The sequence below is a fragment of the Streptomyces californicus genome (assembly GCF_000717645.1).
Taxonomy (GTDB): domain Bacteria; phylum Actinomycetota; class Actinomycetes; order Streptomycetales; family Streptomycetaceae; genus Streptomyces; species Streptomyces californicus.
The window spans coordinates 150,801-164,624 of record NZ_JNZZ01000014.1 but is presented as its reverse complement, the minus strand read 5'-3'; the positions used below and the strand labels follow the sequence as shown (position 1 = coordinate 164,624).

At 69.3% G+C, this 13,824-nt stretch carries 13 protein-coding genes; 8 read left to right on the top strand and 5 right to left on the bottom strand.

The window, feature by feature from the left end; genetic code table 11:
* Positions 1–318: 318 nt before the first annotated feature.
* The 5 genes from IF19_RS0119570 to dnaA form a co-directional block, all read right to left on the bottom strand.
* A complete protein-coding gene (locus IF19_RS0119570) occupies positions 319–822 on the bottom strand; it encodes a DciA family protein (protein WP_030115126.1) in 504 nt (167 codons plus the stop codon).
* Between the two features lie 77 nt (positions 823–899).
* Entirely contained in the window at positions 900–2,030 is a 1,131-nt protein-coding gene (gene recF / locus IF19_RS0119565) for a DNA replication/repair protein RecF (protein ID WP_030120442.1), read from the bottom strand.
* A 125-nt stretch (positions 2,031–2,155) separates the two neighbouring features.
* Positions 2,156–3,040, bottom strand: a complete 885-nt coding sequence (gene gnd, locus IF19_RS0119560; RefSeq protein ID WP_030115123.1) for a phosphogluconate dehydrogenase (NAD(+)-dependent, decarboxylating) — start codon at positions 3,038–3,040, stop codon at positions 2,156–2,158.
* Between the two features lie 160 nt (positions 3,041–3,200).
* Positions 3,201–4,331, bottom strand: coding sequence for a DNA polymerase III subunit beta (dnaN, locus tag IF19_RS0119555; RefSeq protein WP_030115122.1), 1,131 nt, complete (start codon positions 4,329–4,331; stop codon positions 3,201–3,203).
* A 1,072-nt stretch (positions 4,332–5,403) separates the two neighbouring features.
* Positions 5,404–7,329, bottom strand: coding sequence for a chromosomal replication initiator protein DnaA (dnaA, locus tag IF19_RS0119550; RefSeq protein ID WP_078581005.1), 1,926 nt, complete (start codon positions 7,327–7,329; stop codon positions 5,404–5,406).
* A gap of 381 nt (positions 7,330–7,710) precedes the next feature.
* Here dnaA and rpmH point away from each other — a divergent pair, with 381 nt between their 5' ends.
* From rpmH to IF19_RS0119510, 8 genes are all read left to right on the top strand, one after another.
* Positions 7,711–7,848 carry a 50S ribosomal protein L34 gene (gene rpmH / locus IF19_RS0119545; RefSeq protein ID WP_018489831.1) on the top strand — a complete coding sequence of 46 codons (138 nt, stop codon included), beginning with the start codon at positions 7,711–7,713 and terminating at the stop codon, positions 7,846–7,848.
* A 19-nt stretch (positions 7,849–7,867) separates the two neighbouring features.
* Complete coding sequence (gene rnpA, locus IF19_RS1000000136265) at positions 7,868–8,239, top strand: ribonuclease P protein component (RefSeq protein WP_078581008.1); 372 nt, start codon at positions 7,868–7,870, stop codon at positions 8,237–8,239.
* Positions 8,236–8,595, top strand: a complete 360-nt coding sequence (gene yidD / locus IF19_RS1000000136260) for a membrane protein insertion efficiency factor YidD (protein WP_078581009.1) — start codon at positions 8,236–8,238, stop codon at positions 8,593–8,595. The genes rnpA and yidD overlap by 4 nt, the downstream gene beginning before the upstream one ends.
* Before the next feature lie 3 nt (positions 8,596–8,598).
* A complete protein-coding gene (gene yidC, locus IF19_RS0119530; protein WP_030115119.1) occupies positions 8,599–9,861 on the top strand; it encodes a membrane protein insertase YidC in 1,263 nt (420 codons plus the stop codon).
* Between the two features lie 14 nt (positions 9,862–9,875).
* Positions 9,876–10,391, top strand: coding sequence for a Jag family protein (locus IF19_RS0119525; protein ID WP_030115118.1), 516 nt, complete (start codon positions 9,876–9,878; stop codon positions 10,389–10,391).
* A 109-nt stretch (positions 10,392–10,500) separates the two neighbouring features.
* Positions 10,501–11,217 (top strand): 16S rRNA (guanine(527)-N(7))-methyltransferase RsmG, encoded by a 717-nt coding sequence (rsmG, locus tag IF19_RS0119520; RefSeq protein WP_030115117.1) that lies wholly within the window; start codon positions 10,501–10,503, stop codon positions 11,215–11,217.
* 326 nt (positions 11,218–11,543) lie between these two features.
* Positions 11,544–12,620, top strand: a complete 1,077-nt coding sequence (locus tag IF19_RS0119515; protein ID WP_078581011.1) for a ParA family protein — start codon at positions 11,544–11,546, stop codon at positions 12,618–12,620.
* A complete protein-coding gene (locus tag IF19_RS0119510) occupies positions 12,617–13,708 on the top strand; it encodes a ParB/RepB/Spo0J family partition protein (RefSeq protein ID WP_030115115.1) in 1,092 nt (363 codons plus the stop codon). Before IF19_RS0119515 ends, IF19_RS0119510 begins: the two co-directional genes overlap by 4 nt.
* Positions 13,709–13,824: the final 116 nt, after the last annotated feature.

The window sequence follows — 13,824 nt, the reverse complement described above, 5'->3', positions numbered from 1 at the left end:
CGGTACCTGAGTACGCATGTGCCGCCCTCAACGAGCGGCTGACGACTCCCCATATTCAGGACGGGGCCCCAAGAGGCCCTGAAGGGCTTTGAGCGCTTCGGCCTGTCAACCTCCCGCTACGGTGAGGGACGCTTCGGCCGTACCGTCCGGTTATCTGCCGCGCGAACCCCGGCCGAATCATCCGAGCATCGCCCCGTACACGACAATTTTGCGCCAAAAGCGCAGCTCAGCGTTGGCGAGCGACGATCCGTGCGGAAGCGGTCGAGGAGGACGGAATCCGACCGCCGACGACCCGCCCCGGCCTCGGGGCCGGGCCCGTCACCCGTAGGTGTCCCCCGGGCCCCTGCTCCCGGGCGCGCGCAGCGGACCGTACCGGCGCTCCGGACCGCCCGGCCCGACCACCTTGATCAGCCGTACGGTGCCCTGTCCCAGATCCGCGTTCAGCCGGGCCACCAGCTGCGGGGCCAGCAACCGCAGCTGCGTCGCCCACGCCGTCGAGTCGCAGCTCACCGTCAGCACCCGGGCGTCCGGGGCGTCGTCGTACCGCAGCGGTACACAGTGCTTCGCCAGGTCCTCGCCGACGATCTGCGGCCACCGCCCCATCACCCCGCCGACCGCCGCGGGCGTCTCCCAGCCCCGCTCGGTGATCAGCCGGTTGATCGCGGACCCCAGCGCCTGCGGATCCCGGCCGTCCGACCGGGCCCCCGAGCGCAGGCCACCGCCCCGCCGGGCCTGCTTCCTCTGCTGCGCCGCCGCGCCCCGCGCCCTGGCCTGCTCCTTCGCGGCCCGCAACGCGACCCGGGCGAGATCGACCCCGGACACCTCGGGCGGCTTCGCGCCCCCGGTCTCCGGCGCACCGTCGCCCGCGCCCGGCTCGCCCGCCCGCTCGTCCCGGCCGGTCATACGCGCTCCACCTCGCCCGCGGTCACCGCGTACCGCGTCCCCGCCAGCACGCCCGGCACGTCCTCGGCCACCGCGGCCGTCACCAGCACCTGCTCGCCCGGGGCCACCAGCTCCGCCAGCCGCTCCCGGCGGCGGGCGTCCAGCTCGGCGAAGACGTCGTCCAGCACCAGCACCGGCTCGTTGCCCTCGGACCGCAGCAGCTCGAAACTGGCCAGCCGCAGCGCCAGCGCGTAGCTCCAGGACTCGCCGTGGCTCGCGTACCCCTTCGCCGGCATCCCGCGCAGCCCCAGCAGCAGATCGTCGCGGTGCGGGCCGACCAGCGTCACACCCCGCTCGATCTCCTGCTTCCGGACCCCGGCGAGCGCGGCGAGCAACTGCTCGTACAGCTCGTCGCGGGTGCGCTCGGGCCCCACGTCGTCACCCACGGAGCTGCGGTACTCCAGCGCCACCGGGCCGCCGCCCGGCGCGACGTCCCCGTACGCCTTGTCGGCCAGCGGCTGGAGCGTGGCGATCAGATCCAGCCGCTGCGCCAGCAGCTCGGCGCCGACCCGGCCCAGGTGCTGGTCCCAGACGTCCAGGGTGGACAGGTCCATCGAGCGGCCGCCGTGCCGCCGGGCCATCGCGGCGGACTTCAGCAGGGTGTTGCGCTGCTTCAGCACCCGCTCGTAGTCGGAGCGGACCCCGGCCATCCGCGGCGAGCGCGCGGTGACCAGCTCGTCCAGGAACCGCCGCCGCTCGCCCGGATCGCCCTTGACCAGCGCCAGATCCTCCGGCGCGAACAGCACCGTCCGGACGATGCCCAGCACGTCACGTGGTCTGACCTGCGAGGACCGGTTGATACGGGCGCGATTCGCGCGGCCCGGGTTCAGCTCCAGCTCGACCAGTTGCGAACGCTCGCCCTGGGTCACGGCCGCGCGGATCACCGCCCGCTCCGCGCCCATCCGGACGAGCGGGGCGTCCGAGGAGACCCGGTGGCTGCCGAGGGTGGCGAGGTACCCGACGGCCTCGACGAGGTTGGTCTTGCCCTGTCCGTTGGCGCCCACGAACGCGGTGACGCCCGGGTCGAGCGGGACCTCGACCCGGGCGTACGAGCGGAAATCGGCCAGCGAGAGGTGGGTGACGTGCATGGTGACCGGCCTCTCCCGTCGGTGTTTCCGCCGCGCGGGCCGTCGCGCCCGCCGCGTCGTACGGCGCGTCCTGCCCGCGCCCTCCCCGTGGTGGGGATGCCGGCGTTCTCACGCCGGCGTGCCGGTCAGTTCTCGGACTTGGACTCGACCGCGTGCCCGCCGAACTGGTTGCGCAGCGCGGCGATCATCTTCATCTGCGGCGAGTCGTCCTGGCGCGAGGCGAACCGCGCGAACAGCGACGCGGTGATCGCGGGCAGCGGCACCGCGTTGTCGATCGCGGCCTCCACCGTCCAGCGGCCCTCGCCCGAGTCGGCCGCGTACCCCCGGAGCTTCTCCAGGTGCTCGTCGTCGTCCAGCGCGTTGACCGCGAGGTCGAGCAGCCAGGAGCGGATGACCGTGCCCTCCTGCCAGGAACGGAAGACCTCGCGCACGTCGGTGACGGAGTCGACCTTCTCCAGCAGCTCCCAGCCCTCGGCGTACGCCTGCATCATGGCGTACTCGATGCCGTTGTGGACCATCTTCGCGAAGTGGCCGGCGCCGACCTTGCCCGCGTGGACGGAGCCGAAGTCGCCCTCGGGCTTGAGCGCGTCGAAGATCGGCTGGACCTTCGCCACGTTCTCGTCGGAGCCGCCGTACATCAGGGCGTAGCCGTTCTTGAGGCCCCACACGCCGCCGGAGACGCCGCAGTCGACGAAGCCGATGTCCTTGAGGCCCAGCTCGACGGCGTGCTTCTCGTCGTCGGTCCAGCGCGAGTTCCCCCCGTCGACGACGACGTCGCCGGGCGAGAGCAGCTCGGCCAGCTCGTCGATCGTGGACTGGGTCGCGGCGCCGGCCGGAACCATGACCCAGACGACCCGCGGGCCCTTCAGCTTGCCCACAAGCTCTTCGAGACTGTGGACATCGGCGACATCCGGGTTGCGGTCGTAACCGATGACGGTGTGGCCTGCGCGGCGGATGCGCTCGCGCATGTTGCCGCCCATCTTGCCGAGGCCGACGAGACCGAGCTCCATCAGAGATTCCTTAAGCGTCGTGGCGATAAGCGTCGGGGCGTGTGCGCCCGTCTCCGAGCCTACGCCCGGCCGGGGACAGCGCGGCGGGCCCGCTCCGCGCCGAGCGGGCCCGCCGGAAAACCGCCGATGAAAGACCCCCGGACGGCCGGGGGCGCCGGGATCAGCCGGAGAGGCGCACCGGCATGATCAGGTACTTGTACGCGTCGTCCGCCTCGGCGTCGACGGCCGGGCGGCCGCTGAGCAGGGCGGGCTTGGTGGACGTGGTGAACGAGAGCTGGGCGACCGGCGAGTCGATCGCGCTCAGACCGTCCAGCAGGAACGTCGGGTTGAAGGCGATCGAGATGTCGTCGCCCTCCAGCACCGCGTCGACCCTTTCCACAGCCTGTGCGTCGTCGCTGGAGCCGGCCTCCAGGATGAGGACGCCCTGCTCGAAGCTGAGCCGTACGGGGGTGTTGCGCTCGGCGACCAGGGCCACGCGCTTGACGGCCTCGACGAACGGGGCCGTCTCGATCACCGCGACGGAGTTGAACTCGGTCGGGAACAGCGTGCGGTACTTCGGCAGGTCGCCTTCGAGGAGCCGCGTGGTGGTGCGGCGCCCGGCGCCCTCGAAGCCGATCAGGCCCTCGCCCGCACCGGAGCCGGAGAGCGCCAGCGTGACCGTGTCACCGCTGGTGAGCGCCTTCGCGGTGTCCAGGAGCGTCTTGGCGGGCACCAGGGCGACGGCCGAGGCGTCCGCGTTCTCCGGCTTCCACAGGAACTCGCGGACCGCGAAGCGGTAGCGGTCGGTGGAGGCGAGGGTGACCGTGTCGCCCTCGATCTCGATCCGCACACCGGTCAGCACGGGCAGCGTGTCGTCGCGGCCGGCGGCGATGGCGACCTGGGCGGCGGCCGAGGCGAAGACCTCGCCGGGGACGGTGCCCGTCGCGGTCGGCATCTGCGGCAGCGCCGGGTACTCCTCCACAGGCAGTGTGTGGAGGGTGAAGCGCGAGGAGCCGCAGACGACCGTGGCGCGCACACCGTCGGTGGAGATCTCCACCGGGCGGTTGGGCAGGGCACGGCAGATGTCGGCGAGCAGCCGGCCGGAGACGAGCACCGTGCCGTCCTCATCGACCTCCGCGTCGACCGAGACCCTGGCGGAGACCTCGTAGTCGAAGCTGGAGAAGCTGAGCGCCCCGTCCTCGGCCTTCAGCAGAAGACCCGCGAGAACGGGCGCCGGCGGACGGGCCGGGAGGCTGCGGGCCACCCAGGCCACCGCCTCCGCGAGTACATCGCGCTCCACCCGGATCTTCACCGGAACCGCCTCCTGCTGTTGCTCGCTCGCCCTGCTGGCCTTCGTCTGTCTGGACCGGAGTCCGCTGCCGAGGCGGCGGAGGCTCCGGGGTCCAGTCTGACGTACCGCACCGACAGCCGTTGCTGCTCGGGGTCAAGTCGGGCCGAGACGTTCGCGGCGGTCGACGGTCGAGTTGTACACAGGCCCCACTTCGAAGCTGATTCCTGGCTAACTCTGAGTGGTAGTAGTAGTAGGCCCTGTGGATACCGTGGATAACGTCGTTTGCGCAGGTCAACGACTGTTTTTTGTCCACCGGTCCTGTGGGCGGCACCCGTGGACAACCGGGCCTTTCTGTGGACGGGCGGAAGTTCTGCACACCCGATGCACAGGAGGGGGCTACTTCTCCCCAGCGCTGTCCCCAGCTTTACCCCCGTTCCCCACAACCCAACCCAGCACCTTGGTGTGACGCCTTTCACTCCGGGCAGTGAGAGCGTGTGTCGCGTTGCCGAACAGTGGACAGGGGTGTGGAGAAGCTGGGGACAACCCGGCCCGGCCTGTGGGCCGCCGGTGGACAACATCGATCACCCCCTGTGGAAGAAAAAACTGTCCACAGGCTGTGGATCATCGTTGGCCACAAATCCCCAAGCGTGTGACCTGGCCTGATGGAGTATCGGCAGCGCACCCTGTGGACGCAATATGGACAACTTCCCAGTCCCCAGGCTGTGGACGGAAAATTCTTCGCACATCTGTGGAGAAGGGCCTCTGAGCTGGCTGTATTCGAACAGCGCGGGCGTGACGGAGGAGGCGCCGGAGGCTCCGCGGCTGGTCGTGAGACCCCGTAGACGCCTTCCAGCACCCTTCTGGACCTCTCCCGACCCGCGGTCCGAGCGCCATCAGGGCGCGCTGGGGACGCGGTGAGGGCGTGGTCCGCGCGGAGGTGGACGCGGGCGAACGCGGAAGGGCGCCCGCCGTTAACCGTGGAGGTCCGCGACAGGCGCCCTGAGGAACGCTCTCCTGTGAACGACGTGATGTGGGAGGCCCGGGGCTCACGAGCCCCGGGCCTCCCACATCACGCCCCGGCCGGGCGCCGGGGTCAGCCGTTCTTGATGCGGTTGGTCAGCTCCGTGACCTGGTTGTAGATGGAGCGGCGCTCCGCCATCAGCGCCCGGATCTTCCGGTCCGCGTGCATCACCGTCGTGTGGTCGCGGCCGCCGAACTGCGCACCGATCTTCGGCAGAGAGAGATCGGTCAGCTCACGGCACAGATACATGGCGATCTGGCGGGCCGTCACCAGCACCCGGCTGCGCGAGGATCCGCAGAGGTCGTCCACGGTGAGGCCGAAGTAGTCCGCGGTCGCCGCCATGATGGCCGGCGCGGTGATCTCCGGAGCCGCCTCCTCACCGCCCGGGATCAGGTCCTTCAGCACGATCTCGGTCAGCCCGAGGTCCACCGGCTGCCGGTTCAGCGAGGCGAAGGCGGTCACCCGGATCAGCGCGCCCTCCAGCTCACGGATGTTGCGCGAGATCCGCGAGGCGATGAACTCCAGGACCTCCGGCGGGGCGTTGAGCTGCTCCTGCACCGCCTTCTTGCGGAGGATCGCGATCCGGGTCTCCAGCTCGGGCGGCTGGACGTCGGTGGTCAGACCCCACTCGAAGCGGTTGCGCAACCGGTCCTCCAGCGTCACCAGCTGCTTGGGCGGCCGGTCCGAGGAGAGCACGATCTGCTTGTTCGCGTTGTGCAGCGTATTGAAGGTGTGGAAGAACTCCTCCTGCGTCGACTCCTTGCTCGCCAGGAACTGGATGTCGTCGACGAGCAGGATGTCCACGTCGCGGTAGCGCTTGCGGAAGGTGTCGCCCTTCCCGTCGCGGATCGAGTTGATGAACTCGTTGGTGAACTCCTCCGAGCTCACGTACCGCACCCGGGTCCCCGGGTAGAGGCTCCGCGCGTAGTGCCCGATGGCGTGCAGCAGGTGGGTCTTGCCGAGCCCCGACTCCCCGTAGATGAACAGGGGGTTGTACGCCTTCGCCGGCGCTTCGGCCACGGCGACGGCCGCGGCGTGCGCGAACCGGTTGGATGCGCCGATCACGAAGGTGTCGAAGAGGTACTTCGGGTTGAGCCGGGCGTGCGGTTCGCCGGGGCCGGGCGCCGGGGCCGGCTGGGCGCCCATCGGCCCGGGGGCCGAGCCGCCGGTCCGCCCGGGGCCGTGGGCCGGGACGCCCTGGCGGTGCTGCGGCTGCTGGTCCTGGCGGTCGGGCCGCTGCTGCTCGTACCCCTGGTGCTCGGACGGCTGCGACCGGTAGTCGTGCTGGGGCCGCCCGGTGCCGTACGGCTCGCGCCACTGCTCGGAGGGCTGCTCCCGGTACTGCTCGGGGTCGCGGTAATGCTCGCTCTCCCGCTCCCGGTAGGAATCGCCGCCGCGGTACGCGTCGTTCTCGCGGTACGCGTCGCTCTCGCGGTACGGCTCGCCGGAGGGCTGCTCGCGGTCCTGGTATCCGCTGTGCCGGGGCTGCTGCCAGGAGAGGTCGTCCTGGGTGCGCGGCCAGGCGCCGGGCGCCGGGCGCTGCTGCTGGTACTCGGGGTAGGCGGGCCGTGCCGTCGGCATGCCGTCGTCGGAGGGCCGGTGGCCGTAACCGTCGTACGCGTCGTCCCGGCCGGAGTCGTCGCGCGGCTGCGGCGGGTAGCGATGGCCCTGCTGGCCCTGGTGCGACCCGGGCATGGGGGGCGCCGACGGGGCGGGCGGCTCGCCGGCGGAGTCGTCGACGGTGATCGCGATCCGGATCGGGCGGCCGCACTCACGGGTCAGTGTCTCGCTGATGAGGGGAGTGAGCCGGGTCTCCAGGACACGCTTCCCCCATTCGTTGGGGACGGCCAGCAGGGCGGTGTCGGCGACGAGTGCCAGCGGCTGGCAGCGTTCGATCCACTGCTTGTCCTTCGGCTCGATGCCTTGCTGCCCCTCCCCGAGGAGGTGTTCCAGCACTCGCGGCCACACTGCGGCAAGATCGGCAGGTACGTCAGCCACAAGGCACGCTCTCTCGCATGTCCCACGAATGTGTGGTTCTCGGGACGGGATGGGTCGGGTCGGGTGAGGCCCGGCAGTCGGGAAGGAAAAGAACCGGAGTTCAGCCACGGTAGTCAGGGCGACCCGCGCGGTTCAAGTTGTTGTCCACAGGCTGTGCACAATGGGGGGCCGTGCGGAGCCGGTTTGACCGGATGGCGTAGCCGCGCGTACCGTGACCAGGTCGAGTTGTCGATGGCTGCTGCCGCCTGCCTCCGATGGGCAAAGATCACGATCTGTGATTGTGAAGCGGTGCACTAAGGCGTTTACGCGAGTTCCTCGTGGGCGCACGGTGACAGCCAGGCGATGTCCCGCCAAGACACACATCATTTCTGGAGCCCCCGAGTGAGCAAGCGCACCTTCCAGCCGAACAACCGCCGTCGCGCCAAGACCCACGGCTTCCGTCTGCGCATGCGTACCCGTGCCGGCCGCGCGATCCTCGCGAACCGCCGCGCCAAGGGCCGCAGCAGCCTGTCCGCCTGATCGCTTACAGGTCCATGACGTGCTGCCTACCGAGAATCGGCTGAGGCGGCGCGAGGACTTCGCGACCGCGGTACGACGAGGACGTCGAGCCGGACGTCCGCTGCTCGTCGTCCATCTACGCAGCGGTGAAACGGACCCGCACGTGACAGGGGAGAGTGCTCCCCCGCCGCGTGCGGGTTTCGTTGTCAGCAAGGCCGTGGGGGGCGCCGTCGTCCGCACCGCGGTGAAGCGGAGACTTCGCCACCTGGTCCGCGACCGGCTGGCTCAGCTGCCCCCCGGTAGCCTTGTTGTCGTACGGGCGCTGCCCGGTGCGGGCGACGCCGACCACGCACAGCTGGCCCGAGACCTGGACGCCGCTCTTCGGCGGCTCCTGGGAGGGGGCGCGCGATGAAGTATCCGCTGCTGGCTCTCATCAAGCTGTACCAATGGACGATCAGTCCACTCCTCGGTCCTGTCTGCCGCTATTACCCGTCGTGTTCCCACTATGGATATACGTCGATCGACAGGCACGGTGCCATCAAGGGAACAGCGCTGACGGCCTGGCGCATCCTGCGGTGCAACCCGTGGTCACCCGGCGGCGTGGATCATGTTCCGCCTCGCAAGCGCCCGCGGTGGCACGAGTTGCTGCGCAACGCCCTGCGCGGTGAAAAGGGCGGGGAGTCCGCCACTGATGTGCCGCCCGGGGGGTCGGTCTCCGAACCTCCGAGCCCGGCCGCAGAGACCTCGCCCAATGCTCAAGGAGCCTGATTAGTGGACACGATTGCCAGTCTGTTCAGCTTTATCACCACACCTGTCTCATGGATCATCGTCCAGTTCCACAAGGTCTACGGAGCGCTCTTCGGCGATGACTCCGGGTGGGCCTGGGGCCTGTCGATCGTGTCGCTCGTGGTGCTGATCCGGATCTGCCTGATCCCGCTCTTCGTGAAGCAGATCAAGTCGACCCGCAACATGCAGGTGCTCCAGCCGAAGATGAAGGCGATCCAGGAGCGCTACAAGAACGACAAGCAGCGTCAGTCCGAAGAGATGATGAAGCTGTACAAGGAGACGGGCACCAACCCGCTCTCCTCGTGCCTCCCCATCCTGGCGCAGTCCCCGTTCTTCTTCGCCCTGTACCACGTGCTCTCGTCCATCGCCTCCGGCAAGAAGATCGGCGCGATCAACCAGGACCTCCTGGACAGCGCGCGTGAGGCCCACATCTTCGGTGCCCCGCTGGCCGCGAAGTTCATGGACAGCGCCGACAAGGTCGCCTCGCTCAACGCCGACCTGCTGGACGTCCGGATCGTCACCGCGATCATGATCATCATGATGTCGGCGTCGCAGTTCTTCACCCAGCGCCAGCTGATGACGAAGAACGTCGACCTGACGGTGAAGACCCCGTACATGCAGCAGCAGAAGATGCTGATGTACATCTTCCCGGTCATCTTCGCCGTGATGGGCATCAACTTCCCCGTCGGTGTCCTCGTCTACTGGCTGACCACCAACGTCTGGACCATGGGTCAGCAGATGTACGTGATCAACCAGAACCCGACGCCGGGCAGCAAGGCGCAGGACGCCTACCTCCAGCGCCTCCTCAAGAGCGTGACCTCCCACGGCGAGGTGCGGGGCCGCACCCGGCGCAAGATGGTCAAGGGGATCGTCGCCAAGGGCAGCGACCGCAACGACATCGAGCGCAAGTTCATCACCAGCCTCGCGAAGCTGGGTCTCGCGGCCCAGGAGGACGGCACGGTCCAGAAGAGCGAGACGGCGGTCGCCGATGCCGAGGGCCAGGCGCACAAGCGCCAGCAGCCCAAGCGCCAGACCAAGGCGAAGCGGCAGACGACCGGCCACGCGACCGCCGGGGCCAAGGACGCGGAGTCCTCGGCGGCCGACTCCAAGACCTCGCTCGAGAAGCAGGACGCACCGCAGGACAGCAAGCCGAAGCCTGCGGGCAAGCCCGCCTCCGGCTCCTCACGCCAAGCCAAGTCCGGACAGCGCAAGGGTCCGCAGCGGCCCAAGCACCCGTCCAAGAAGTAAGAAGGAGTCCATCCGTGACGGAAGGCACCACTTCCACGGCGCCCGCCGAGGCAGGCAGCGACACCCTGACCCGCCTGGAGCAGGAGGGCGAGATCGCGGCCGACTACCTTGAGGGCCTGCTCGATATCGCCGATCTCGACGGCGACATCGACATGGACGTCGAGGCGGACCGGGCCGCGGTGTCGATCATCAGCGAGTCGGCGCGCGATCTCCAGAAGCTCGTGGGCCGCGACGGCGAGGTCCTGGAGGCGCTCCAGGAGCTGACGCGGCTGGCCGTGCACCGGGAGACCGGTGACCGCAGCAGGCTGATGCTGGACATCGGCGGCTTCCGCGCCAAGAAGCGCGCGGTCCTCGCCGAGCTGGGCGCCAAGGCCGCGAACGAGGTCAAGACCTCGGGGCAGCCGGTGAAGCTGGACCCGATGACGCCGTTCGAGCGCAAGGTCGTGCATGACGCGATCGCCGCCGCCGGCCTCCGGAGCGAGTCGGAGGGCGAGGAGCCGCAGCGCTTCGTCGTCGTTCTTCCGGCCTGACCGGACCCTTGTACTGTCGGCCCCGCCTGTTCGCAGGCGGGGCCGAATGTGTCAGCTTGATAGTCGGCCACCAGACAGGCCCTAGGGCGGTACGGAAGGACGGTCCCCCGTGACGGAGGCAGCAGAGCTTCCCCAGGCACCTGCGCAGGCGCAGGCGGTGTTCGGTGAGCTCTTTCCGGAGGCTGTCCGGTACGCCGAGCTGCTGGCGGATGCCGGGGTCAAGCGCGGCCTGATCGGGCCGCGCGAGGTTCCGCGGCTCTGGGAGCGGCACCTGCTGAACTGCGCGGTGCTCTCCGAGGTCGTGCCCGAAGGCGTCACCGTATGCGATGTGGGCTCGGGGGCAGGGCTGCCCGGCATCCCGCTCGCCCTGGTCCGCCCGGACCTCAAGATCACCCTGCTGGAGCCGCTGCTCCGGCGGACGAACTTCCTCCAGGAGGTCGTCGAACTGCTGGGCCTGGACCATGTGACGGTCGTCCGCGGCCGGGCCGAAGAGGTCTTGGGCACGCTGCAGCCGGTGCAGGTGGTGACCGCGCGTGCGGTGGCGCCGTTGGACCGGCTCGCGGGCTGGGGCGTTCCCCTGCTGAGGCCGTACGGCGAGATGCTCGCGCTCAAGGGCGACACCGCCGAGGAGGAGCTCCACGGTGCCAGGGCGGCGCTCAGCAAGCTCGGCGTCGTCGATACCGAGGTGCTTCAGGTCGGAGAAGGCATCGTCGATCCGCTGTCCACCGTCGTCCGGGTCGTGGTGGGTGAGAGTCCGGGCGGTGTGAGGTTCGCCGCAAAGCGCGCCAAGGCCGCCCGCACGGGGCGCGCTCGCAGGCGGCGCTGAGGGCGGCCTTGCAGCGGCGGATCCGCCCGGCGCGTCAGACGGATCGCCGGGCGGTACGCGTATTTCATCCATGCTCGGGGTGATGGGCGGCTTCTCTGCCGGAACCTGGCGGTAGATGACGTCTGCGGAGTGTCGTGGCCTGGTAGTTGCCGCACAGGGGCATCGTGTTTCACGTGAAACGTCGCTCTCTGCTGCAGGGAATCATCGACCGCGGTCGTGCGGCCGCGGCGCCGCGCGACCGCAAACCCGGACGGGTGGCCGAGTTGTCCACACGTACGGATTCATCCACAGAACAGCGGGCCTCGCTGGTTCACGACCCCGAAAGCATGGCACGCTCTGTTCATTGCGAGCCTGAAGTCGAGGAGAGTGAATCCTTGCGGTCCGACGCCAACATCGCGGGACCGATGACCGACCCGGTCCCCGGTCCCCGAACCGAGTCCCTGGGCGATGGTGTTTCACGTGAAACACCGCCGCCGATGGACGACACACCCATCGGCCGTGCCGCTCAGCTGGCGGTTGAGGCCCTTGGCCGAGCCGGTGAAGGGCTGCCCCGCCCCGACCGCACCCGGGTCATGGTGGTCGCCAACCAGAAGGGCGGGGTCGGCAAGACGACCACGACGGTCAACCTCGCCGCCTCTCTGGCCCTGCACGGCGCGCGCGTCCTGGTGGTCGACCTCGACCCACAGGGCAACGCCTCCACGGCTCTGGGCATCGACCACCACGCGGAAGTCCCCTCGATCTACGACGTCCTGGTGGACAGCCGACCCCTCTCCGAAGTGGTCCAGCCCGTACCGGACGTCGAGGGCCTCTTCTGCGCTCCGGCCACCATCGATCTCGCCGGCGCGGAGATCGAACTGGTCTCCCTGGTGGCGCGGGAGAGCCGGCTCCAGCGGGCCATCCAGGCGTACGAGCAGCCGCTGGACTACATCCTGATCGACTGCCCGCCGTCGTTGGGCCTGCTGACGGTGAACGCCATGGTGGCGGGAGCCGAGGTACTCATCCCCATCCAGTGCGAGTACTACGCGCTGGAAGGGCTCGGACAGCTCCTGCGCAACGTGGACCTGGTACGCGGCCACCTCAATCCGGAGCTGCACGTTTCGACGATCCTGTTGACGATGTACGACGGTCGGACGAGGCTCGCCTCCCAGGTCGCCGACGAGGTCCGCACCCACTTCGGCAAGGAAGTCCTGAGAACGAGCATCCCGCGGTCGGTGCGCATCTCGGAGGCGCCGAGTTACGGACAGACCGTCCTGACCTATGACCCGGGTTCCAGCGGATCGCTCTCGTACCTCGAAGCCGCCCGGGAAATCGCTCTGCGGGGCGTTGGAGTGCACTACGAGGCTCAGCCCGCACACACGAGCAACCAGAACAGCCTGCAGAACAATTCGGAGGGCATGCAGTGAGTGAGCGTCGTAGAGGCCTGGGGCGCGGGCTCGCCGCGTTGATCCCCGCTGCTCCTCTGGAGAAAAAGGGCCCGGAGATCGATGATGGCGCCGCTTCGTTCGGCGCGGGGGCGGTTCTGACCGCGGATCGCGGGGTTCCCGCAGCGAAGCTGGCCGGGCTGCCGTCCTCGCCGTTGGTGCCGGAGCCGGCCTCGGCGCCCGAGGAGCGTACCGAGCAGGGCGTCGGGGCGTCCGGTGCGTACTTCGCTGAGCTTCCGGTCGGCTCCATCACCCCGAACCCGCGTCAGCCGCGTGAAGTCTTCGATGAGGACGCACTGGCCGAGCTGGTCGTCTCCATCAAGGAAGTCGGTCTGCTGCAGCCGGTCGTCGTCCGGAAGACGGGCCCGGACAGCTATGAGCTGATCATGGGCGAGCGCCGGTGGAGGGCGTGCCAGGAAGCGGGACTGGAGCGCATTCCCACCATCGTCCGTGCCACGGACGACGAGAAGCTGCTGCTGGACGCACTGCTGGAGAACCTCCACCGGGCTCAGCTGAACCCGCTGGAGGAGGCCGCTGCGTACGACCAGCTCCTCAAGGACTTCCAGTGCACCCAGGACCAGCTGGCCGACCGGATCGGGCGTTCGCGTCCGCAGGTAACGAACACGCTGAGGCTTCTGCGGCTCTCGCCGCCGGTCCAGCGCCGGGTCGCCGCAGGGGTTCTTTCGGCCGGGCACGCTCGTGCCCTGCTGTCCCTGGAGGACGCCGAGGAGCAGGACCAGCTGGCCCATCGCATCGTGGCTGAAGGCATGTCGGTGCGTGCGGTGGAGGAGATCGTGAAGCTGATGGACTCGCATCCGTCCCGCACTCGGAAGCCCAAGGGGCCGAGGGCCGGAGGGCGGGTCTCCCCGGCGCTCACCGATCTGGCGACCCGCCTGTCCGACCGCTTCGAGACGCGGGTGAAGGTCGACCTGGGGCAGAAGAAGGGCAAGATCGTCGTCGAGTTCGCCTCGATGGAGGATCTGGACCGCATTCTTGGAAGCCTTGCCCCGGGTGAGGGCCGGGTGCTGGAGCGTCGGCTCGCCGAGTCGTCCGAGGAGGACGAGGGCTGAGCGTCCAGGCACCGTAGAGGGCGGGCTGTGCTTCCGGTACTGACCGGAACACGGTCCGCCCTTTGCTCTCCCTCGGTGTCCGCATCACCTCTGGGTGGATACGATGCGTTCCGGGG

Bases quoted from the DNA above. Each gene is read 5' to 3' on its own strand.
- yidD (WP_078581009.1), top strand. From the start codon at position 8,236: ATGAAGTATCCGCTGCTGGCTCTCATCAAGCTGTACCAATGGACGATC.
- IF19_RS0119515 (WP_078581011.1), top strand. From the start codon at position 11,544: ATGGCACGCTCTGTTCATTGCGAGCCTGAAGTCGAGGAGAGTGAATCC.
- recF (WP_030120442.1), bottom strand. From the start codon at position 2,030: ATGCACGTCACCCACCTCTCGCTGGCCGATTTCCGCTCGTACGCCCGG.
- gnd (WP_030115123.1), bottom strand. From the start codon at position 3,040: ATGGAGCTCGGTCTCGTCGGCCTCGGCAAGATGGGCGGCAACATGCGC.